Source organism: Streptomyces morookaense, assembly GCF_013030945.1.
In the GTDB taxonomy this organism is placed as follows: domain Bacteria; phylum Actinomycetota; class Actinomycetes; order Streptomycetales; family Streptomycetaceae; genus Streptomyces; species Streptomyces morookaensis.
On sequence record NZ_JABBXF010000029.1, the window covers coordinates 136,797 to 158,585 of the forward strand.

Genomic DNA, 21,789 nt, shown 5'->3' on the forward strand with positions numbered 1-21,789 from the left:
GGTTATGCCCGGCGAGCTTGGTGGTGCTGTGTCCGGCTATGTTCCGGCAGCGGGACGGCGGGCCCGAATCTGTTACTCGATCTTGTGAAGAAGTCGCACCGATACGGCAAAGGAATCGGAAAGTCGCCTGTTCGAAGGGCATGCTCTCGCACCCGCATTCATCAACGCGGTTGGCTGCGCACCCCGTTCACGTGCTTACATCTGCGGCACCGCGGCGGCCCTGAGAACGGCGGTCGATTTCGGCCGGGCCAATGCGGTGGACGGTTTGACGGGTTTTCCCGTTGCCCGCCGTCCTTTTGAGAAAGAGTCAGACGAACGAAGGGTGCGCACACACCATGCGTAACGACATCGAGACCCGCGAGATCGCCGACGCCGAGCTGGACGCCATTGCCGGTGGCGTCAGCATCTCCGGTGGTCTCCTCGGCGCCGTGACCGGCGACGTGCACAACGTGGTGAACACGGTGACCTCGCTGAACACGGTGGGCGCGGCCAAGGCCGTGCCCGGCGAGGTCGAGGGCATCGTCGGCCTGAACGTCGGCGTCGCCGGCCTCTGAACATGAACTCCGCAACCGGGCCGCACGGTCCGGGGAGTTGCATGGCCTGACGGCCGCGTACGCGCTGCCGTGAGGTGTTGAGGTGTCGCAGGAAAGTCGTGGACCCCGGAACTCCTCCCCTGTTCCGGGGTTCGCGGCCGTTCACCCCACACAATTCGGCAATCCTGTCGAGAATGCAGTCGAAGGAATGGTTCGTGCAGTTCCGCCAGAAGGCGCTTTCCAAGCTGCAATCGCCCGAAGAACTCGATTTGCCCGTGCACTTCGCCCGCCCGCAGGGGCGGCTCGTCCTCGCCGTCACGCTCCTCGTGATGGCGGCGGCCGGTGTCTGGGTGTTCACCGGGTCGGTGTCCTCCAGGCTGAGCGCAGCGGGCATCCTCACCCACTCCGGCGGTAGTTACCTGTTGCAAAGCCCCTACGCGGGACAAGTCACCGCAGTCCTCGCCGAGGAGGGCAGGCCGGTCTCCGCGGGCACCCCGCTCGTCGAGGTCGCCACCGATCACGGCACCCGGACCGTGCGGGCCGTGGCGCAGGGACGGGTGACCACGCTGGCCGCCAGGACGGGCAGCGTCCTCACCACAGGAGCGGACGTGGCGGTCGTGGAGCGCGTGCAGAACCCGGACGAGCCGCTGGTGGCCATGCTCTACCTGCCCGGCGACAGCGGCGGGGCGCTCTCCCCGGGCGCCCCGGTCGACCTGACGGTCCAGTCCGTCCCCCGGGACCGCTTCGGCATGCTCCGCGGCCGCGTCGAGGCCGTCGGCCACGCGCCCCAATCGCAGGCGCAGATCAGCGGCTTCCTCGGCGATCCCCGGCTCGCCGCGCAGTTCGCCCGGCAGGGCGATCCCGTCGCGGTGGTCGTGCAGTTGGAGCGCTCCTCCGCCACCGCCTCGGGCTACCGGTGGACCTCCGCGGGCGGTCCACCGTACCGGCTCGGTTCGATGACGCCCGTCACCGCCGCCGTCCACCTCGCCGCGCAGCGGCCCGTCGACTGGCTGCTCCCGTGACCGCGGCGCAGGACACCGACCCGCCGCGCCCGTCCGCCACCGGCCACCGGCGCCGCCGGAGCGCCGCCGCCTCCGTGCCCAGGGGCAGGACACCGCGCCCCGTCCGCACGCCCACCGTGCTGCAGATGGAGCCCGTGGAGTGCGGCGCGGCAGCACTGGGCATGGTGCTCGCCCACCACGGCCGCTTCGTCCCCCTGGAGGAGCTGCGCATCGACTGCGGTGTCTCCCGGGACGGTTCGCGCGCCGGCAACCTCCTCAAGGCCGCCCGCGGCCACGGGCTGAGGGCCAAGGGCATGCAGATGGACCTGGCCGCGCTCGCCCGGGTGCCCGCACCGGCCGTCCTCTTCTGGGAGTTCAACCACTACGTCGTCTACGACGGCATGGGCCGCCGCCTCGGCCGCCGCGGCGTGTACGTCAACGACCCCGCCAAGGGCCGCCGGTTCGTCCCCATGGAGGAGTTCGACACCAGCTTCACCGGTGTCGTCCTCACCTTCGAGCCCGGCGAGGACTTCCGCCGCACCGGCCGCAGACCCGGCGTCCTCGCCGGCCTGCCCGCCCGGCTGCGGGGCATGTCGGGCACGCTGCTCGCCGCCGTGCTCTCCAGCCTCCTGCTGGTGGTCGTCGGCGCGGCGGTGCCCGCGCTCAGCCGTACGTACATCGACACGTTCCTGATCGGCGGCCGGACCTCCCTGACCGGTGTGCTCCTCGCGTCGATGGCGGCCGCCCTGCTGCTCACGGCCACGCTCACCGCAGTGCAGCAGGCCAACCTCCTGCGCGGGCGCATCATTTCCTCCACCCTGGGCAGCGCCCGCTTCCTGCGGCACCTGCTCAGGCTGCCCGTCACCTTCTTCGCCCAGCGCAGTCCCGCCGACCTCGTCCAGCGCCTGCAGTCCAACGACACCGTCGCCGAGACCCTGGCGAGGGACGTGGCAGCGGCCGCGGTGGACGCGGTGGTCGTGATCCTCTACGCCGTGCTGCTGTGGACGTACGACCCGCAGCTCACCGTCGTCGGCATCGGCATCGCGCTGCTCAACGTCGTCGCCCTGCGCGTGGTCGTCCATGTACGCGCCACCGGCACCGAGCAGTTGCGTGCCGAGAACGCCCGGCTCGTCAACACCGCCTACAGCGGCCTGCAGCTCATCGAGACGATGAAGGCCACCGGCGGCGAGAACGGTTTCTTCCGCCGGTGGGCGGGCCGGCATGCGATCACGCTCGACGTGCAGCAGCGGCTCGGCGTGCCCAGCGCCTGGCTCGCGGTCGTCGCGCCCACGCTGGCGGCGCTCAACAGCGCGCTCATCCTGATGATCGGCGGCCTGCGGGCGGTCGAAGGGCATCTCTCGGTCGGCCTGTTGGTCGCCTTCCAGGCGCTGGTGACGGGCTTCACGGCGCCCATCGCCCGCCTCAACGGCGTGGCCGGGCGTGTCCAGGACTTCGCCGCCGACGTCGCCCGGCTCAAGGACGTCGAGAACTTCCCCGCCGATCCGCTCCCTGCGCGCCGCGAGCCCCTCACCGCCGCCCGGCGCCTGACCGGCCACGTCGAACTCGACGCCGTCACCTTCGGCTACAGCCCGCTGGACGCTCCCCTGCTCGAGGGCTTCTCCCTCTCGGTCGGCCCCGGCCGGCAGGTGGCGCTCGTCGGCGGCTCGGGCAGCGGCAAGTCCACCGTCTCCCGGCTCGTCTCCGGCCTGTACACCCCGTGGGAGGGCACCGTCCGCATCGACGGCATGCGGCTGGAGGACATCCCGCGCGGCGCGCTGGCCGCCTCCGTCTCCTTCGTCGACCAGGACCTCTTCCTCTTCGAGGGCACCGTCCGCGACAACGTGGCCCTGTGGGATCCGTCCGTCACCGACGAGGCCGTCGTCGCCGCCCTGCAGGACGCCGCCGTCCACGACGTCGTGGCCCGGCGCCCCGGCGGCATCCACAGCCGCGTCGAACAGGACGGCCGCAACTTCTCCGGCGGCCAGCGCCAACGCCTGGAGATCGCACGGGCACTGGTCCGGAACCCCAGCGTCCTGGTCCTGGACGAGGTGACCAGTGCGCTCGACGCGGCGACCGAACAGACCGTCATGGACAACCTGCGGCGGCGCGGCTGCGCCTGCGTGGTCATCGCCCACCGGCTGAGCACGGTACGCGACAGCGACGAGATCGTCGTGCTCGACCGGGGCACGGTCGTCGAACGCGGGCGGCACGAGGAGTTGTTGGCCGCGCAGGGGGCGTACGCCCGACTGGTCAAGGAGCACTGACGTGACCTCTCCCCACTACGCGCCGGCCGCCGCCGACCCGGTCGTGGAAGCGCTCGGCGGGCTCGGCACGGCGGTCGACTGCGCAGGCATGCGCAGCCTCCCCCTGGAGGGGCCGCACGTGCTGTGGCTCGTCGTGGACGGCGAGCTGGACCTGTTCGCGGTCGACGCCGTACAGGCCGGCCCCTGGCACTTCCTCGGCCGACTGGCAGCGGGCACCCTGCTGCTGGGCCCGGCCGAGGGTCCGCGCCACACCCTCCTCGGCCGGCCCGTGCACGGCTGCCGGCTGCGCCGCGTGGAACTGCGCGAGCTGCAGCGGCCGCCGTACGGGCACGATCCGTACGGGCGTGATCTGTACGAGCAGGCCCCGTACCGGAACGCCCCGTACGGGCACGATCCGTACGGGAACGTCTCCTACGGGCATGCCTCCCACGGCGCCGTCGGCGTGGCACCGAGCCCTCTCGAGAACGCCTTCGTGCTCGGCGTGGGACGCGGCCTGCGCGCCCTGTACCAGGAGGGCGCGGCCGACGAGGACATTCTGTGGATGCAGATATCCCCCGGAGACGTGCAGTACGGGGCCCTCTACGAAGGGCACGACACCGCCGGTGTGCTGCTCGTGGACGCGGCGATGTGGCAGCGCATGGTCGACCAGCAGTACCGGCTGCTGTACGCCCTGGACGACCGCATCGAGCAGCTCGAACGCGCCCACGAGGACCGCGCGGCAGCCGGCATCGAGGCCGGCGAGGCCGCCCGCGCGCAGGCCGACCGGGCCCTGCTGGCCTCCATCGGCCGTTCCCGTGACACGGGGCACCGCGCCACGGGGGACGACGCGACGTTCGCCGTGTGCCGCCTGGTCGCCGAAGCGGCCGGCATCACCCTGGCCGAGCCCGGCGGCAGCGCTGCCGCCGGCTCCGATCGCCTGGATCCCGTCGAACGCATCGCGCTCGCCTCACGGATCCGCACCCGCGTCGTCAGGCTCGACGGCCGCTGGTGGCGGGAGGACAGCGGGCCCCTGGTGGGTCTGCGCGCGGACGGCGGGGCACCGGTGGCGCTGCTGTGGCGGCGCGGGGCCTGTCTGGCCGTCGATCCCGCCGCAGGCACCCGCGAACGGGTCGGCAAGGACAACGCGGGCGACTTCGCGCCGCGTGCCGTGATGTTCTACCGTCCGCTGCCCGACGGGAAGTTGGGCCTGCTGCGACTGCTGCGCTTCGGCCTGCGCGGGACGGGGCGGGAGCTGCGCTCCCTGCTCCTGGGCGGGCTGGTCGCGGTGGTCCTGGGCGCGCTCGTGCCCGTCGCCACCGGCAAGGTGCTGGGCGCGTATGTGCCCCGGGCCGAGAACGACCTCATCGTGCAGACCTCTCTGGCGCTCGTCGCAGCCAGTGTCGTCTCTGCTGCCTTCATGCTGCTGCAGAACGTCTCCGTCCTCCGCCTGGAGGGCCGCATCGAAGCCACCCTGCAACCCGCCGTGTGGGACCGGCTGCTGCGCCTGCCGGCACGGTTCTTCACCGGCCGCTCCACCGGGGAACTGGCCGGGGCGGCCATGGGCATCAGCTCCATCCGCCGTGTGCTGTCGGGTATCGGCCCGGTGATCGTGCAGGCGGGCACGGTGGGCGCGGTCAACCTCGTCCTGTTGCTCACCTGCAGTGTGCCGCTGGCGCTGGTGGCGCTCGCCCTGCTGCTCGTCGTCGGGGGGACCTTCCTGGGGCTGGGGCTGTGGCAGCTGCGTCATCAGCGGCAGTTGGTCAGGCTGGAGGACAAGCTCAACAACCGTGCCTTCCAAACGCTGCGCGGGCTGCCCAAGTTGCGGGTGGCCGCGGCGGAGAGTTTCGCGTACGCGGCCTGGGCGCGGGAGTTCGCCCGTACGCGGGTGCTGCAGCAGCGCATCGGGCGGATCAAGAACGTGGTGACGGTGCTCAACGCGGTGTGCCTGCCGCTCTGCACGCTCGTGATGTTCGCGCTGCTGGCGGGGCCGGCGCGGGGCAGCATGTCCGCCGGCACGTTCCTGACCTTCAGCACCGCGATGACGATGCTGCTGTCGTCGGTCACCCAGCTGACCGGTGCGCTCCTGTCGGCTGCCGCCGTGCAGCCGATGTTCGAGCGGGTCGGGCCGCTCTTCCGGGAGACGCCCGAGGTGAGCGGTTCCAGTGTCCGGCCGGGGACGCTGAGCGGTGAGCTGGAGGCGGTCAACTTGAGCTTCCGGTACACCGATGACGGTCCGCTCGTCCTCGACGACGTGTCGTTCCGGGTGCAGCCGGGCGAGTTCGTCGCGATCGTCGGTGCCAGCGGCTGCGGCAAGTCGACCTTGCTGCGCCTGCTCATCGGCTTCGACAAGCCGGCCGCCGGCAGCGTCCTGTACGACGGCCAGGACCTGGCGGCCCTCGACCGGGCCGCCGTCCGGCGCCAGTGCGGTGTCGTCCTGCAGAACGCCCAGCCGTTCTCCGGCTCGATCCTCGACTGCATCTGCGTCTGCGGGGCCGAGAGCTTCTCGCTCGAAGAGGCGTGGGAGGCCGCCGAGTCGGCGGGGCTGGCCGACGACATCAGGGCCATGCCCATGGGCATGCACACGATGCTGTCCGACGGCGGGGGCGCCGTCTCGGGCGGCCAGCGCCAGCGTCTGATGGTCGCCCAGGCCCTGATCCGCAAGCCGCGCATCCTGTTCCTGGACGAGGCGACCAGTGCGCTGGACAACGAGACCCAGCGCATCGTCATCGACTCCACCCGCGCCCTGCGGGCCACCCGCATCGTGATCGCCCACCGGCTCTCCACGGTCATGGACGCGGACCGGGTCGTCGTGATGTCGGAGGGCCGCATCGTCCAGCAGGGGCCGCCGGCACAACTCCTCGCGGACACGGCGGGCCTGTTCCACGAGCTGGTGCGCCGGCAGATCACGTGAGGGGCGGCCCGGCCCCCGACCGGCGGACCCCGCTCGGCACGTTGCGCGTTGCGCGCGAGCGGGCCCTCCTAGGGCGTGTCCGATGGGTCGGCGCGGGCTCCGCGGCGTCTGGTGCGGTGCATCGCAAGGCGGAGCATTACCCGCGTACTGGGCGTACTCGGGTGATGCGACAACGCGGCGAGGTGCCGTGCCAGGCGTCGCGGGGCCCGCGCCGACCCATCGGACACGCCCTAGCGCTTGTGCCGCTGGCCCTCGGCGAGCTGTTCGGCGATCTTCTCGCCGCCGAGGCGGTCCTGGACGGCGGCGGAGAGGCCGGGGGCGACGCCGCCGAACAGGGTGACCAGGCGCAGGCCGAGCGGGGCCACGTCCACCTCGGCGAGGTTCTTCTCGATGGCGCGTACGGTCGCGCGCGCGACGTCCTGCGGCGAGCGGGTGCCGATGCCGCGGGGCAGGGTCACGCCGGAGTCGGCGAACATGCCGGCGTCCCTGATGAAGCCGGGGAACACCGTCGACACACCGACGTTGTGCGGGTGCATGTCCGTGCGGAGCGCGAGGGCGAAGCCGCGCATCCCGAACTTGGTGGCGTTGTAGAGGGACCCCTGCCCGGACGCGGCCTTCCCGGACAGTGAGCAGATGAAGACCAGGTGACCGCGGCGCCGGGCGGCCATGCGTTCACCGGCCAGCTTCGCCATCACGACGGGTGCGCGGAGGTTGACGTCGAGCACGCGGTCGATCTGGTCGACGGTGAAGTCGGGCAGCAGCCCCGCTGCCGGCAGCGCGGCGTTGGCGACGAGCACGTCGATCTCGCCCGCCTCCTCCAGGAGTTCCCCGACCGCGTCGCGGTCGGACAGGTCGGCGGCTATGGCTCTTCCGCCCAGTCTCTCGGCCAGCGGCTCGAGCACGTCCGTACGGCGCCCGGTGAGCACCACTTCGCCGCCGCGGGCGGCCAGGCCCACCGCCAGCGCCCGTCCGATCCCGCCGGTGGCACCGGTCACCAACACCTTCGCGCCGCGCAGATCCATGTCCCCATCTCCCGTCGGACCATTCGGACCACCCGAATCACGCATTGCCGTCGAGCGTACGCCGCGCCAGTCGATCGTGATGCCGGAAGTGACGGTGCCACCACACAGCGCCAGCGCACACAACCGGACTATTCCGTTCCACGGTAACGATTTCATTAAGCAACAGGACTAAAAACGGCGGGACTTGGATCAGACCTTTTGTTTCCGGCCGGTAAGCCTGCTGACTCTGGAGTCAGTTGCCCCGCAGGCGCTCTTTCAGGGCCGCATCGGCAGGGCACCGCGGCCATGTGCTGCTGCGAGATCACTGCTGTCTGACAGCACATCTGTTCTGGCACACTTCCCGCCACCTGCGCATCCTCCGCAGGAAACACGCGAGTTCAGCACGTCTTCAGCACGACCAAGGAACCCCCCATGCACAGATCCCGCATACCGACGCGCAAGAAGGCATTGCGCGCCACCCTCGTCGCCGCCCTCACCGGCGGGCTGATGATGGCCTTAGGGCCCCAGGCCCAGGCTGCCTCCACGGGCACCGTCGTCGGCGGACAGGGCAACTTCAGCAGCATCAACCAGCGTTCACAGCCGTCGCTGTCCGCCTCCGTCACCGGAAGCTCCCGGCCCGGCGACCGCATTCCCATGGTCTGCCGCACCACCGGCGACACCGTCGAGAACAACTCCCGCTGGATCTGGTCCGGCGGCTACTACCTGGCCGACGCGTTCATCCGCGAGGACACCGGCGGCCTGCCGGTCTGCGGCACCAGCCGGCCTGCCGCACAAAAGGTGCTCAACATCGGCATGCAGAAGCAGGTCCGCGACCAGTGGTGCTGGGACGCCTCCGGCCTGACCATCGCCAACTACTGGGGCTACACCAAGTACAACCAGTACGACTTCTGCCGCCTGGCGGCCCAGGGCAACAGCGGCCTCGACTGCAACAACCAGCCCGCGACACTCGACGACATGGCCAACGGCCTCGCCAACATGGGCTTCCGCAACAGCGGCCGCGACCTCTACCGCAACGCGTCCTTCTCCGAGACGCAGAACGAGATCGCGAACGGGCGCCCGTTCGCCGTCCGTATCGGCTGGACCTCCGGCGGTGGCCACATGAACGTCATCTACGGCTACGACGGCAACAGCAACATGATCGCGGTCGGCGATCCCTGGCCGAGCACGCAGACCTACACGTGGTGGGACTACTCCACCTACGCCGGGAACAACTCCTTCCGGTGGACCCACACGCGTACCGGCATCCAGGGCTGAGGAGACCACCGACCATGCACCACAACCGGACCCGGCACCCGGCCGGGCGCACCGCCGCAACCCTGCTCGCCGCCGCTGCCGTTGCCGCCCTGTGCGGGGCCGGCCCCGCGCAGGCCGCCGACGGCCCCGCCGCGCCCGCCGCCTCCGACTACGCCGCCGCCCAGCAACTCCTTCGCTCCGACCAGGTCCACTCCACCGTGGCTCGCTTCCTGACGGCCACCGCGCACCCGGCCCCGGCCACCGGCGCGGACGGCGGGACGGCCGGGGGCGACCGGCGCGGCCTCGCCCAACAACCGTCCGCCGCGCCGGACTTCGACCTGCGCAAGCCGGTACCCCTGTACGAACTCGCGCCCGAGTTCGTCACCGGCAAGACCCGCCCCACGGCCGGCGCGGCGCTGCGGCTGTCCGGCCTCGCCTCCCGCGTCTCGGCCGCCGACGGCCACCAGGCCGCCGTGTTCCTGATGCCCAAGCCGGGCAGCGGCTCGTGGCACCTGGCCGGCATCCGTGACGGCGGGGCGGACATCGGCGCCGCCGAACGCGGCACGGACCAGGCCCAAACGTTCCTGGAACCGCAGCTCCACGCCTGGTACCGGCTGACCGGCACCGGGACCGTGGAGCCCCTCAACAAGGAGGCCACCACGGCCCTGCAGGGCGAGCCGCACGTCACGCTCGCCGCCTACCAGAAGCTCGTCGCCAAGCGCTACGGCGACAAGCTGCCCGGCTCGTCCTACGACCGCAAGGGCCTGGCCGGCGGCTACGCCCTGGCCGAGGACACCACGGAGCGGCACGGCACGGCCGCCTCAGCCTCAACTCCATGGCTCCCGGTCGCCTTCGGCACGGTCGCCCTCGCGGCGTCCGGTGCGGCTGTGGCGGTCCTGCGCCGCCGCCGGCGAACGGCCTGACGCCGACGGACGACGGGTCCGGCTCTCCTCGACGGGGGGCCGGACCCGCTGGCATCAGGCGCCGTCGGGCTCCGGCTCCGCTCAGCCGCACGTTCCGGTCGTGGGGGCCTCTATCGCGTTGCCGACGTGGTAGTCCCAAGTACTGCTGAGAGCAATGCACTTGGATGTGCCGCCATTGTGCGTGACCCTGACGTCGGCCTCTCCGGTCCAGGCGTTGTCGCCCCAACTGTGCACCGAAATGGGGTTGGTGGTGACCTCGGGACCGCTGGTGGAACCGTACTCCCCGGAGTCGCGGTACCGGCCGTCGCTGTAGGAGTTGTCGTAGACCCTGACCCACGCACCGGTGATACCGGGGTGACCGGTGGTGCGGAACCAGTTGTCCCAGACGAACCGGGCACGGGTGTTCCCGCAGTAGTCGAACTGCTGGTAGACGTGACCGGCGGTCAGCTTGCCCCCGCGGCCGTCGACGACGTACACCGTTCCGCTGCCGCCCATGTCGGCCCAGTGGCAGCCGGCGGGTGCGGCGTGGGCGGCGGTCGCCCCGGCCATGACGGTCCCTGGAACGACGAGCCTTCTGCCCTCCTGCGCGGCTGCGCGTTCCGCCTCGGTGAGACCGCGCTCTCCCTCGGGCACGGGGAACAGATCCGGCGTCGGCCCGGCCAGGCCGAGCCGCCCGGGCGACCAGCCGCCGAGCATGGACCGCCAGGGATCCGCCCCGGCGGCGGCGAGGGCCCGGGCGTTCTCCGGCCGGTCGTGGAAAACTGCTTCCCACAGCGCCGTCACCCCGTCATCGAACGCGTCCACGTCCGCAACACGGCGGGCGAGCTCCGCGACGACCTCCGGTGAACCGAAAGCCGCCGCCCTGTGCAGGGGCCGCCCCGCGACCCACCCCTCCGGATCGGCACCCTGGTCGAGGCGCCGCCGGATGTCGTCGTAGTCCTGCCAGCTCTCCCACCTCACGCCTGCCCAGGCGTCGTCCCGGCCCGTCGTCATGTCCCCTCCAGCACGGATCCGGGCGACGGCTCCTCGCGCCGCCCTGTACCCACACCATGGCGCATGGGTCCGACAACGCCCCGCGCCGGTACGGAAGGCCTGATCAGCCCATGGGAACCGAGGGCGCTACGCGCTCTGCAAGCGGGCCCGTGCGTCCCGGCCGTAGGGGCACTCGGGGCGCAGGTTGAGGCGTTCGCTCAGCAGGGTGCGGGCCAGGTCGTGGCGTCCTCCGCGTAGAGCCGACTCGACCAACGTCCGCTGTACCGCGTCACGTTGGGCATGGCTGCCGCCGAATCCGTGGAGGCGATGGCGTACGGGAAGGAGCAGGTCGACCGCGTCGGCGTACCGGCGCCGGCCGTACGCCACGAGCGCGCGGCACACCGGCAGGCCGATCTGCTCGGTCATCGCGACGTTGGACAGTTCCGGGCGACCGGTGCCGACCTCCCGCAACCACATCTCCCGGTCGGCGATGAGCCGTTCGGCGTCGGAGATGCGGTCGGCTCCGACGTAGGCCATGACGGCGTGGACGTCGTTGAAGGCGTAGTAGGCGCCGTCATCCCGCTGCGCCCAGGCGTCGGCCAGGGCGGGCCAGCGGAGTCCGGTGTCCTTGTCCGCCAGGTACAGCCGCCAGAGCAGCGAGGCGGCGTCCAGGAGTTCCATGGCCGCCCCGGCCGAACCGGCGTGGTGCACGGAGGCGTCGTAGACGGCCAGGACCTTGTCCGTGCGGTCCGTCGCCAACTGGTAGAGGGCGTAGTGCCACCAGTTGTGCACATTGAGGTAGTTGCCGGTCGACCAGTCGTCCGTGCGGGCGTCGAGGTAGCGGATGCCGTCCTCGTGCCGCCCCTGCATCTCGTACGCGTGCACGACGGCGTGGATGCCCCACACGTCGCGCGCGTTGCGTTCCACGGCCTCCAGGCCGACGCTTTCGGCCAGGGAGTGGTGACCGGCTTCCTCGAGGCCGAACGCGTACATGCCCTGGAGCAGTCCGTAGTGCGGGTCGTCGGTGTCCCAGGCGGACAGTGCGCCACCGATGCGGTCGCGCAGCAGCGCGGCGTTGCCGGTGAAGAAGTCGATCTGGTGGCCGACCGCGAGGGCGAGGGCGTCCCGTGGGTGCGCCACGACGAGTTCGGCGAGGATGCTCCCCGCCCGGTGCATGTCACCGCCCAGCCAGCAGGAGGCGGCCTCGATGTGCATGCGTTCACGCACGGTCAGGCCGGCTGAAGGCACGTGCCGGCAGTGGGCCTCGAAGGCCGTGGCAGCTTCGGCCGCGTCCTTCTCCTCCGTGCCCAGCAGGCCGAGGTACGTCCGGAAGACGTTCCCCATGACGGACCGGGGCGAGGCCTGGAGCACCGCCGCGGCCTCGGTGACCACGTCCTCGCGGAAGTGGAGCAGGCTGTCGAGGGCCTGCTCGTAGTGCCGCGCCGCATCGGCATCGGTGTACGTCATCGGATGAGCGTGCCGGTCCGTGACCACTCTGTCCTCCCGCCGCTTCGCCTCGCGGCGCCGGACGTGTCCGACGAGCCGCATCTGGGCAGTACTTGCTTCATGGTTGCACTGCCGGATGACATACGTCTGAGGATCGAAGCACCGCACATCTGGTACGTCGGAACGGTCAACCCGGACGGGTCACCCCATGTGAGCCCCATGTGGGTGGGTCTCGACGGCGACTTGTTGGTGTTCAACACCGCAGTCGGGCGCGTCAAGGAACGCAACCTGCGCCGCGACCCGCGCGTGTGCCTGTCGCACGCGGATCCGGACGACCCCTACGACCGCGTCCAGATCCGCGGCCGTGCCGTCCGGTTCGTACAAGGCCCGGAAGCGGACCGGAACATGGACCTCTTGGCGCGCAACTACCTGGGCACCGAACGGTTCGAGTGGCGCATTCCCGGCGAGCAGCGGGTCATCGTGGTGATCGAGCCGTCACGAGTACGCCGCGTGGTGGGAGTCGAGCCGTTGCCGCGGGCGGCTTCCGGGGCGGACGACCTGTCGAAGTGATATCGGTTCCGCCTGAGCACGTGGTCGCCGTGCGGCACGGACAGAGCGTGGCGAACGTCCTGTTCGAGCGGACCCGGGCGGAAGGTGTGCCCATGGCGCTGCCGGCCGGAAGCGACCCTGGTGTGCCCTTGACGAAGGCCGGATGGGAGCAGGCCGCCCGGGTCGGGCGGTGGCTGGCGCGCCAGGAGCCGCCGGAGACGGTGGTGGTGTCGCCCTATCTGCGCGCCCGGCAGACGTGGAAGGCGATGGCGGAGTGTGCCGGCCTGCCGGCGGCCCGCTTCGACGAGCGGCTGCGCGATCGGTGCATGGGGGTGTTCCACGGGCTCAACGAGATCGCCCTGCGCGAGCGGGCCCCGCACTGCGTGCGGGAATGGGGCTACCGGCCGCCCGGCGGGGAGTCGTTGCCCGATGTCGCCGAGCGCGTCCATGAGCTGCTGGGCGAACTCGCCGGGCAGCGGGTGCTGTTCGTGGCGCACGACGCGGTGGTGGTGGCGTTGCGGTACGTGGCCTGCGGTGAGCGGCCTGCCGTTCCGTGGCCCGTGCCGAACGCCTCCGTCTCGCGGTGGGTCCGCGACGGCGACCGTCTGCGGCTGGTGGAGTTCGGGCGTCAGCCCTGGAAAGCGGTGCGCCGCCGCTGACGCGAGGACGGGACCGTTCGCGACACCCGCAGCTCCGTCAAGTACCGCTTGGTGACCTGGCCTCCGTACCGTCCGTCGATCAGCCCGGCGATGCACCTCAGCAGTCCTTCCCTGGCGGGCGACGGCAAAGCCCGGTGGCCGGAGTAGGTGCGCAGCACGCCGAGGTATGCGGCGGTGGTGTACGTCAGGTCCCACTCGTACCGCCGGAAGACGACGGGGCCGAACCGGCCGCTGCGTGCGGCCTCGTCCGCATACGCCGAGGTGTCGACATCCTCCGCGGCAGGAAGCCGGAGCCCGGGTGAGGTGGCCGGATCGAAACGCTCGTAGCAGCCCTGGACCTCGGCGAAGAACTCCTCGCTGCCGCCTGCCACATGCTGCGTGGCGACCACGGCGAGGGCGCCTCCGGCCCGCAGCGCGTCGGCGGCCTTGACCATCCGGACTGCGGGATCGATCCAGTGGAACGCCGTTGCGGCGACGACCACGTCGAAGGGCTCCGCGGGCAGCGGCCAGGTCTCGAAGTCCGCCGTCACGACCTCCACGGCTCCGAACCCGGCCAGCTTCCGCCGGGCGACGGCGGCCATGCCCGCGCCCTGTTCGACGGCGGTGATCCGGCAACCGCGCTCGGCGAGCGGCACGGTCGCCTTGCCCGTGCCGGCCCCCACTTCCAGCACCCGGCAGCCGGGGCCGGTACCGGCTGTCCGGGCGAGGTCGTCGAACAGCTCCGGTGGATAGCCGGGCCTGGCCCGGTCGTACAGCTCGGGGTCCTCGTCGAAGGTCCGGCTCAGGGGGACGCGGCACGCTTCGTCAGGTGTGTCATCGCGCATGGCGGCACTTTAGTTCGCCCTGTCCCTGTTCAGCTCGTCGCCGTGATGCGGAAGACCGGGTGCAGGGGGGCTGCCGCGAGCAGCTCCTCGTCGGTGGAGGTGGCGGTCACGTCCCCGAAGTAGTTCTTGACCTCCCACCCCCAGCGTTCGAGGTAGGCGCGCAGGATTTCCGTCGTTTCGGCGGGTGCCATCTCCTGTGCGGTGAATTCCCGGACGCGGCGGCCGACGCGCAGCCGGCCGCCCCCGGCCGCCCGCATGTTGCGGACCCACTCCGATACGCCGCGCGCCGAGACCAGGTACTGCCCGCCCCCGAAGTCCAGCGGGTTGACCGGCACCCGCCGCCATTCACCGCTCTTGCGGCCGAGCACCGCCAGATCCGCGGCCCCGGCGAGGCTGATGCCGCGCCGTGCCAGCCAGCCGATGCCGCCGTTGAGGCGGGCGGCGAAGCGGCCGGGCTTGATGTACCGGGTTGTCTGCGTCATGGGGCCTCCCAGGAAAGTGAGAGCGGTGCTCTCGCTTGAGAACAGTGTGCTCGCACGGGCCGCCATATTGCAAGAGCACTGCTCTCGTTATTGGTCAGCGTTCTGATGACTGGCAGACTGCCGCCCATGACCGTCATCCGAGGAGCCAGAGAACGAGCCCGCGCCGAGATCACCGCGGCCATCAAGGACGAGGCGCGCGCACAGCTCGCCGCCGAAGGGGCCGCCAGACTGTCGCTGCGCGCCGTCGCCCGCGAACTGGGCATGGCCTCTTCGGCCCTCTACCGCTACTTCCCCAGCCGCGACGACCTGTTGACGGCGCTCATCGTCGACGCCTACGACGCGGTGGGCGCGGCCGCCGAAGCAGCCCTGGCCACGGCCGGAACCACTGCCGCCCCCGTCGACCGCTGGACCACGGTCTGCAGGGCCGTACGAACCTGGGCGCTCGCCCACCCCCACGAATACGCCCTCATCTACGGCTCACCCGTCCCCGGTTACACCGCGCCGCAGACCACTGTCCAGCCGGCCGCCCGCGTGGCTCTGTGCCTCATCGCCATCACCCGCGACGCCCACGCCGCGGGGACCCTGCGCACTCCATCCGGCCCCCGGCCGCCCGCCTCCGCACTCACCGACGCCGCGGCCCTCGCGGGCCGCCTCCGCATCGAGCTCCCGGCGGACGTGATCGCGGCCCTCATCGCGGCCTGGGCGGAGCTTTTCGGCCTCGTCGGTTTCGAACTCTTCGGCCAGTTCCACCAAGTCGTGGAGGCGAGGGAGGAGTTCTTCACGCACGCGGTGACCAGGCTCGCCCTGCAGATCGGACTGGGAGAGTAAGGAGAGCGGCGGGCAGGGGAACTCTCCAGCCGCTCACCTCAAGATCATGGCGCGGCCAGATCGCCGGACCCATCTATAAACTCCATGTATACACACTATGTATAGTGACCTGCGCCGAACGACCGCGGAGCAGTCGGCCCCGAAGCCGCCTGCGCCCAACCGCGGACAGCGTCGCCGCAAGGAGCACCCATGCCCACCCCTGCCTCCGCCCCGCTTGCCCACCGGCTGCCCCGACCGCTTCGGGCGGTCAGGCATCCGCAGCCCCGTCCCCCCGCTGCGGGCGGGCGTCTGGCCGCAGTCGACGGGCTGCGTCTGCTCGCAGCAGCAGCCGTGGCGGCGTACCACTACCTGGGCACCCCGACGGTCCGTTTCTGGGGCGAGACCTACGACCTGCCGCAGGCAGTACCCCTGATTCACGCGGTCAGCGGCTACGGCTGGCTCGGGGTCGAGGCGTTCTTCCTGATCAGCGGCTTCGTCATCTGCATGAGCTGCTGGGGCAGCACCCCGGCGCAGTTCGCCGTCTCCCGTATCGCCCGGCTCTTCCCGCTGTACTGGGCGGTCGTCCTGATCGTCGCCGCCACGGGCACCGTCACGGTGCTCGCCGGACAGCGGTCGGGGGCGCCCACGGACCTGCGTACCACCCTCGGCAACCTGACCATGATTCCCAGCCCGCTCGGCCTGGACTTCACCGCAGGCGTCGCCTGGACACTATGGGTGGAAGCCCGCTTCTACCTGCTCATGGGTGCACTGCTGCTGATCGGCCTGACCTACCGGCGTGTCATAGCTTTCGGGTTCCTCTGGCTCGTCCTGGCGTCCATCGGCCGCGAACTGCACTCCACCGTCATGGACGAGTTCCTGCTCAGCCAGTACGCCGGGCTCTTCGTGGCCGGTATCGCGCTCCACCTGATGCACCGCTTCGGAACCAACCTGCTCCTGTGGCTCCTGGCCGGCTTCGCCTGGTGCTACACCCTGACCGTCCTGGACGACCGCGTCGCCACACACCCCGGCTCCAACTGGGCGGTCAGTGCGGCCGTCCTCACCGGCTTCCTCGTACTCCTGACCCTGGCCGGCCCCGGCCCGCTGCGCCACCTCCAGTGGCGAGCCCTCGTCTATGCGGGCGCGCTGACCTATCCCTTCTACCTGGTCCACCAAAGCCTGGGCATACCCGTCACCCGCGGCATCCTCAAGAGCATCCCCGGCCTCGGCCTGCTCCCGTCGATCGCCCTCGGGCTCCTCTTCTCCCTGCTGCTGGCCGCCGTGCTGAACCGCCTGGTCGACCGCAGACTCGGCCGGCTGCTCCGCCGCCACCTCACCGCCGCCCTCAACCCCGCCCGCACCGGGCGGGACCGGGCCGGACCGGCCGCTGCCGACGGCCCGGTTGCCGGGGGGAATGCGCCGTAGCCGTCCTCCAACTCCGCGCCTGCCGCCTTCATTTGTGGTCACGCAGGAAGGCAGGTATCTCGTCGCGGGTCGGGTAGTTCGGCAGGGGCGCCGGATTTCCCTGAAGGAACGCAGTGATGACGGCGACGGCCCGGTTGCTGTTGTCGTCGAGGCCGTTCCACATGTGGTGTCCGACTCCGGGCATGTACTGCGTGCGTTGGACGGCGGGGTCATGGGCAAGGACGGCGGTCTCCCACTGACGGACCTGGGCGGAGCATTCGGCGATCATCAGCATCGCGGGCGTCCGGGAGCGCCCAAGGTCCGAGGCGATGGAGGGGGAGTCCTTGACCGTCTGCTGGATGCGGAGGCTGGCGGCGGGGCTGAAGGAGAAATTCCGTGCGGTGTCCTCGGCGGGGATGCGGTGTGCGTCGCGAGCGCAGTAGGCGGATGCGGTGTCGCTGCCGAGGTCTGCGGCGGTGAAGGCGTTGTCGCCTTCGGCCTGTCCGATCAGTCCGGTGTCGGGGGTGAGGAGACCGAGTCGCATGAGGCCGAAGGCCACGGCGTACCGGGGGACGTGCGTCGATCGCGGTCCGGTCGGGGCCGGCGCGAGGCCGCGCGCGGATTCCCGGCCCTTGTGCCCGGTGATGTGTGCGGTGGGGCCGTCCATGGGGCCGGGCTCGGCGATGATCGCCCGGTGCAGGCGTGCGGCGACACGCGGGTCGGCCAGGGCTCGGGTGAGCACGGTCCCGCCCGAGGAGAATCCGATGATGTCGGCTTTCCCCTTGTCCAGGCGGTCGACGAAGGCGGCGAGGTCGCGGACGGACCTGGAGATCGTGTACTGGCTCATGGGGAGCAGGTCGCTTCGTCCGCCACCGGCCTGTTCATAGGCGTAGACGTCGTAGCCCTGGCGTGCCAGGAGTTGCAGGAACCGGTGGTCGAGCACCGAGATGCCACGGACCGGCCCGCCGTTGAGGTACACGAGCGGGACGGGGTGGCGGGTGCCGGGATTCGCGGCCGGGTAGTGGTAGACCGCCACCCGGCTGCCCGTGGCCAGGCTCCAGTGCTGCGCAGCCACAAAGGGCAGGGCGGCCGGGTACCGCCGGGCCGTCGGCACGGTGGGTATGCAGACCGTCGCTGTCAACGCCGCTGCGACGATCACCGGCAGGAACGGCACGAGCCGCGCCGGCCAGGTGCGGCGCCGGCCCCGCCACAGCGCGAGGGCGGTACCGGCCCCGAGGGTGGTCAACCACGCGGCGAGCCCCGAACCCGCCCCGCCGGTGAGGGCGATCAGTGCGAGAAAGACGACGATCAGCGTCGTGACGGCGGCCAGGGCCAGCAGCGACCGTCCCGTGAAGCGGACGAGGCGTGGGACGGACGTGGGCACAGCGGACCTCCGGCAGTTTCAGAACGGCGTTTCAAAACGACGTTATCAGACGGGGGTAGGCTGCTGACCGTGGGTAGGCCGAGAACAAACGACGAGGCCGTCAAAGAGCGGCTTGTGGAGTGCGCGACCGAGATGCTCGCCACTCGTCCGCGAGAGTCGGTCACGGTCCGCGCCGTGGCCGCTGCTGCCGAGGCGTCGACCACGGCGGTGTACTCCTTGTTCGGCGGTAAGGACGGGCTGATCGGTGCGGTGCGCGACAGGGCCGTCGCCGGCCTGTTCCAGGACCTGTCGGCGGTGCAGACCTCCGAGGACCCCCTCGCGGACCTCTACGCGCTGGCCGTCGCCTACCGCCGTTGGGGCTGCGGACACAGCCATCTGTACACAGTGCTGTTCGGTGGTGTGCAGTCCTTCGACCCGTCGGGGGAGGTCGGTGCGAGCGACCCGATCCGTCCGCTCCTCGGGGCGATCGACCGCGCCTTGACGGCGTCCGTCCTCGCCGGCGACGCAACGTCGATCGCTCTGTCGATCTGGGGAACCCTGCATGGGCTCGTGACTCTCGAACTGGCCGGGGCCCTCGACGCCACCACGGCCGAGGTCGCGTTCCGCTCGACGATTCATGCCATGTTGCGCGGATGGACGACCGTGGAGGTGTTCCGCAGTCTTCGCCGAGCCGAACTCGCTCCGCGACAGGCTCAGGGCCGGTGCCCGGGCTCTCCCGATCCTGGCTGAAGCAATTCCGTGGTCCAGCCGGCCGGGAACCTGGTTCACCATCAACGGCTCCGCACACTCGTCCCGCCGTGCGCGAAGACCCCGATTGAACAGGATGAACGCCTGCCGAGCCCGGCGCGCGAGGGGCGCAACGTCCCCTCAAGTCCTGCCGTGCCGCCCGGCCTTCGCCGGGCGGCACGCTGCGCTTGCGCTCTCAGGACGCGAACGCCGCCTCCAGGCGCGGGATGTAGTCCGTGAGGTCCTGCGTCCAGCAACCGCTGTCGTGACCGCCCTTGCAAGTGGTGCCCCAGCCCGATCCGTTGCCGTAGTCCACGTAGTGGACCGGATATCCACGGGCTTCCAGGGCGTTCTTGGCGTGCTCCGTCGCGGACTGCGCCCAGAACTCCGCGTTGGCGGGATTCCCGTTGCCGTTGCCGGTGTAGAGCGCGACGCCGATGCCGGCGTCGGCCAGGATGCCCATGTGGGAGGTGGGATCCGCCTCGTTCCAGAGCCGGTCGGCGTTGAACACCGGGTACGGCGACCCGAAGACGGCGTCGCTGGACACCGTGGGACCGAAGTCCAGGGCGCACGTGGTGCCGGAGCTGGAACCGCAGAACGGGGCGCCGGCGTTGGTGAGGGTGGCGACGACGGCGGCCCGCATGACGAGGTGGTTCACCGAGAGGTCGGCGGCGCCGGAGAGCGAGGCGACCTGGCTGAAAAGAGCGGGGTGCCGCTGGGCGTAGTGCAGGGCGCCGAAGCCACCCATCGATATGCCGGCGACGGCCCGCCCCTTCTTGTCCGCGACGGTGCGGAGGTTGGCGTCGATGAACGGCAGCACCTGGTTGATGTGGAAAGTCTCCCACTTCTGCGCACCGGCGGCCGTGTTCTGGTCGCGCCAGTCGGTGTACCAGCCGCGCCGTCCCCCGTCCGGTATCACTGTGATCATCTTCTGCGTCGCGGTGAGGGCGGGGTAGGCCAGGCCCGGGTTGGCCGGGTCGTCGGACGCACCGTGCAGGAGGTAGAGGACGGGGTAGCGCTTCGCGGGCGCGGTCGCGTAGTCGTCCGGCAGCAGGATCCGGATGTGATGGTCCCCGGCGACCTCGGCGGTCTTCACGGTGATCACGAAGTCGGTGGCGGTGCCGGTGACTTCGCCGACCCGGGTCAGGCCGAAGCCGTCGGCCATCTTCGGCGGAGCGGCCGGGGCGGCCGGGGCGTCGGCGTGTGCGGACGGCGCCCCCAGCATGAGGAGGGCGGCTGCCACCGCGGTCACGGCCGCCTTCGCGCGCAGCACGCACCGGGTGCGCGCAGGCCCTGCGGGCATGGCCCGTTCCCCGGTCGGCCCGTTGGGCTTGTGGATCTTCATGAGGAGAGTCTGATTCAAGCCATCGGTCCGACGGGAGTCGCTTTTTGGAAAATCTCTTCCGTTTGGTTTCCGCCGTGCCGCCGGGAGCGAGCGGCGGGCACGTGCCCAGCGGTACCGTCCGGTGCCGAAGACGTCGGCCCCCGTGGCGCGGGCGTGGTCCGCTGCGGTGAACGCCTCGGCGGGGGACCGGTTCGAAGCCCACGCCCGGCATGGTGGCCGTCAGGTCGGCCGCTTCGTGCGTCGGCTCCACCGCGGCCGACCAGGGCCAGGTTCAGGACGCCGTTTTCGGCCAGCCACTCCGCTGGGGCGGCTCCGAAACCGACGGTGACCAGCTACCTCCCGTCAGGGTCCAACTCCAGTGCAGTGGAGACGGATTCGACGGCGACCGGCTCGTCCAGCGGGGCGAGGGAGACCACGACCTTGCCGGTGTGCCGGGAGTGCTGGAGCAGCTGGAACGCCTCCTCCACCAGGGCGGCCGGATAGACGGTGTGGGGCAGCGGGCGGTAGACGCCGGAGGCGATGCGCGTCGTGAGCTCGCCGGCCGTCTGCTGCCGCAGCGCGGAGTCGAGTACGAGGCTGTCGAGGTTGAAGCCGAGGAAGGTGAGGCTGCGGTGGAAGGGGCGCAGCAGGAGCGGGTTGTTGAGGAAGACGTCGCGTGTGCCGAGTTCGATGAAGCGGCCGTTGGGGCGCAGCAGGTCCAGGCTCTGCGCGACGGCCTCGCCGCCGAGGGAGTTGACGACGATGTCGACACCCTTGCCGTCGGTCAGTTCCCGCACACGAGGCACGAACTCGAGACTGCGGGAGTCCAGGACATGCTCGACGCCCAAGGTGCGCAGCAGCTCGCGTTTGGTCTCGGTGCCGGCCGTGGCGATGACCCGCAGGCCCAGGTGGCGGGCGCACTGCAGGACGGCCAGGCCGACGGCCCCGGCTCCGCCGTGCACCAGCACCGTCTCACCGGGTGCCGGCCGGGCCTGATGGACCAGGGTGTGGTGGACGGTGGTGAAGGCCACCGGGAAGGTCGCGGCCTCGGCGTGGCTGAGGCCTGCGGGGATGCGGATGACGGAGTCCGCCGGGGTGACGGTGTGGGAGGCGAGCGCGGCGGGCATGATGCCGCAGACTTCGTCCCCGGCCTTGAGCGTGGACACGCCGGGCCCCACGGCGCGGACGATGCCGGCGCCGTCGGTGCCCAGTCCGCGGATCAGGGGCGTGCCCTCGACGGCCTCCGGCGGCAGGAGCCCGTTGGCCCGCATGGGATCGCGGCGGTTGAGGGCGACGGCCCGCAACTCCACCAGGATCTCGCCGGGTCCGGGCACGAGCGGCTCGGCCTG

19 protein-coding genes are annotated in these 21,789 nt (G+C 71.1%); 11 read left to right on the forward strand and 8 right to left on the reverse strand.

Translation table 11 applies throughout. The features are described from left to right. The first annotated feature begins 335 nt into the window (after positions 1-335). The 4 genes from HG542_RS14335 to HG542_RS14350 all read left to right on the forward strand — a co-directional run bounded on the left by HG542_RS14335 (position 336) and on the right by HG542_RS14350 (position 6,688). Complete coding sequence (locus HG542_RS14335; RefSeq protein WP_171081320.1) at positions 336-554, forward strand: hypothetical protein; 219 nt, start codon at positions 336-338, stop codon at positions 552-554. 194 nt (positions 555-748) lie between these two features. Continuing rightward, a complete protein-coding gene (locus HG542_RS14340) occupies positions 749-1,555 on the forward strand; it encodes a biotin/lipoyl-containing protein (protein ID WP_171081362.1) in 807 nt (268 codons plus the stop codon). Then, positions 1,552-3,798, forward strand: a complete 2,247-nt coding sequence (locus tag HG542_RS14345) for an NHLP family bacteriocin export ABC transporter peptidase/permease/ATPase subunit (protein ID WP_373313170.1) — start codon at positions 1,552-1,554, stop codon at positions 3,796-3,798. The genes HG542_RS14340 and HG542_RS14345 overlap by 4 nt, the downstream gene beginning before the upstream one ends. 1 nt (position 3,799) lies before the next feature. Further along, positions 3,800-6,688 (forward strand): NHLP bacteriocin export ABC transporter permease/ATPase subunit, encoded by a 2,889-nt coding sequence (locus tag HG542_RS14350; RefSeq protein ID WP_229922720.1) that lies wholly within the window; start codon positions 3,800-3,802, stop codon positions 6,686-6,688. A gap of 230 nt (positions 6,689-6,918) precedes the next feature. Here the strand turns inward: HG542_RS14350 and HG542_RS14355 are convergent, their stop codons facing one another. Next, positions 6,919-7,710 carry an SDR family NAD(P)-dependent oxidoreductase gene (locus HG542_RS14355; RefSeq protein ID WP_171081321.1) on the reverse strand — a complete coding sequence of 264 codons (792 nt, stop codon included), beginning with the start codon at positions 7,708-7,710 and terminating at the stop codon, positions 6,919-6,921. Positions 7,711-8,121: 411 nt separating this feature from the next. On the opposite strand from HG542_RS14355, the gene HG542_RS14360 reads away from it, so the two are divergent. Together HG542_RS14360 and HG542_RS14365 are read left to right on the forward strand one after the other, a co-directional pair. Then, on the forward strand, positions 8,122-8,964 hold the full coding sequence (locus tag HG542_RS14360) for a papain-like cysteine protease family protein (RefSeq protein WP_227722337.1): 843 nt from the start codon (positions 8,122-8,124) through the stop codon (positions 8,962-8,964). A 14-nt stretch (positions 8,965-8,978) separates the two neighbouring features. Then, entirely contained in the window at positions 8,979-9,866 is an 888-nt protein-coding gene (locus HG542_RS14365; RefSeq protein WP_171081322.1) for a hypothetical protein, read from the forward strand. Between the two features lie 81 nt (positions 9,867-9,947). Here the strand turns inward: HG542_RS14365 and HG542_RS35005 are convergent, their stop codons facing one another. Together HG542_RS35005 and HG542_RS14375 are read right to left on the reverse strand one after the other, a co-directional pair. After that, complete coding sequence (locus HG542_RS35005; RefSeq protein WP_229922721.1) at positions 9,948-10,859, reverse strand: ankyrin repeat domain-containing protein; 912 nt, start codon at positions 10,857-10,859, stop codon at positions 9,948-9,950. Between the two features lie 126 nt (positions 10,860-10,985). Continuing rightward, entirely contained in the window at positions 10,986-12,305 is a 1,320-nt protein-coding gene (locus tag HG542_RS14375; protein WP_229922722.1) for a tetratricopeptide repeat protein, read from the reverse strand. A 99-nt stretch (positions 12,306-12,404) separates the two neighbouring features. Between HG542_RS14375 and HG542_RS14380 the strand changes: the two genes are divergently transcribed. Together HG542_RS14380 and HG542_RS14385 are read left to right on the forward strand one after the other, a co-directional pair. Beyond that, positions 12,405-12,854, forward strand: a complete 450-nt coding sequence (locus HG542_RS14380) for a PPOX class F420-dependent oxidoreductase (protein WP_171081323.1) — start codon at positions 12,405-12,407, stop codon at positions 12,852-12,854. Between the two features lie 29 nt (positions 12,855-12,883). After that, positions 12,884-13,492: a histidine phosphatase family protein gene (locus HG542_RS14385; protein ID WP_268256423.1), complete on the forward strand. Its 609-nt coding sequence runs from the start codon at positions 12,884-12,886 to the stop codon at positions 13,490-13,492. Here the strand turns inward: HG542_RS14385 and HG542_RS14390 are convergent. Further along, positions 13,462-14,316, reverse strand: a complete 855-nt coding sequence (locus tag HG542_RS14390; protein WP_171081326.1) for a class I SAM-dependent methyltransferase — start codon at positions 14,314-14,316, stop codon at positions 13,462-13,464. The genes HG542_RS14385 and HG542_RS14390 overlap by 31 nt on opposite strands. A gap of 29 nt (positions 14,317-14,345) precedes the next feature. Continuing rightward, positions 14,346-14,798: a nitroreductase family deazaflavin-dependent oxidoreductase gene (locus HG542_RS14395; RefSeq protein ID WP_171081327.1), complete on the reverse strand. Its 453-nt coding sequence runs from the start codon at positions 14,796-14,798 to the stop codon at positions 14,346-14,348. Positions 14,799-14,924: 126 nt separating this feature from the next. Between HG542_RS14395 and HG542_RS14400 the strand changes: the two genes are divergently transcribed. Then, positions 14,925-15,626 (forward strand): TetR/AcrR family transcriptional regulator, encoded by a 702-nt coding sequence (locus tag HG542_RS14400; RefSeq protein ID WP_171081329.1) that lies wholly within the window; start codon positions 14,925-14,927, stop codon positions 15,624-15,626. A 189-nt stretch (positions 15,627-15,815) separates the two neighbouring features. Beyond that, on the forward strand, positions 15,816-17,027 hold the full coding sequence (locus HG542_RS14405; protein ID WP_171081331.1) for an acyltransferase family protein: 1,212 nt from the start codon (positions 15,816-15,818) through the stop codon (positions 17,025-17,027). 28 nt (positions 17,028-17,055) lie between these two features. On the opposite strand, the gene HG542_RS14410 is transcribed toward HG542_RS14405, so the two are convergent. After that, complete coding sequence (locus HG542_RS14410; protein WP_171081333.1) at positions 17,056-18,390, reverse strand: alpha/beta fold hydrolase; 1,335 nt, start codon at positions 18,388-18,390, stop codon at positions 17,056-17,058. A gap of 69 nt (positions 18,391-18,459) precedes the next feature. Between HG542_RS14410 and HG542_RS14415 the strand changes: the two genes are divergently transcribed. Next, complete coding sequence (locus HG542_RS14415; protein ID WP_171081334.1) at positions 18,460-19,119, forward strand: TetR/AcrR family transcriptional regulator; 660 nt, start codon at positions 18,460-18,462, stop codon at positions 19,117-19,119. Positions 19,120-19,312: 193 nt separating this feature from the next. Here the strand turns inward: HG542_RS14415 and HG542_RS14420 are convergent, their stop codons facing one another. Next, positions 19,313-20,341, reverse strand: coding sequence for an alpha/beta hydrolase (locus HG542_RS14420; RefSeq protein WP_171081370.1), 1,029 nt, complete (start codon positions 20,339-20,341; stop codon positions 19,313-19,315). Positions 20,342-20,793: 452 nt separating this feature from the next. Beyond that, positions 20,794-21,789: zinc-binding dehydrogenase (locus HG542_RS14425; RefSeq protein ID WP_255315920.1), on the reverse strand; the 996-nt coding region annotated here is incomplete at its 5' end.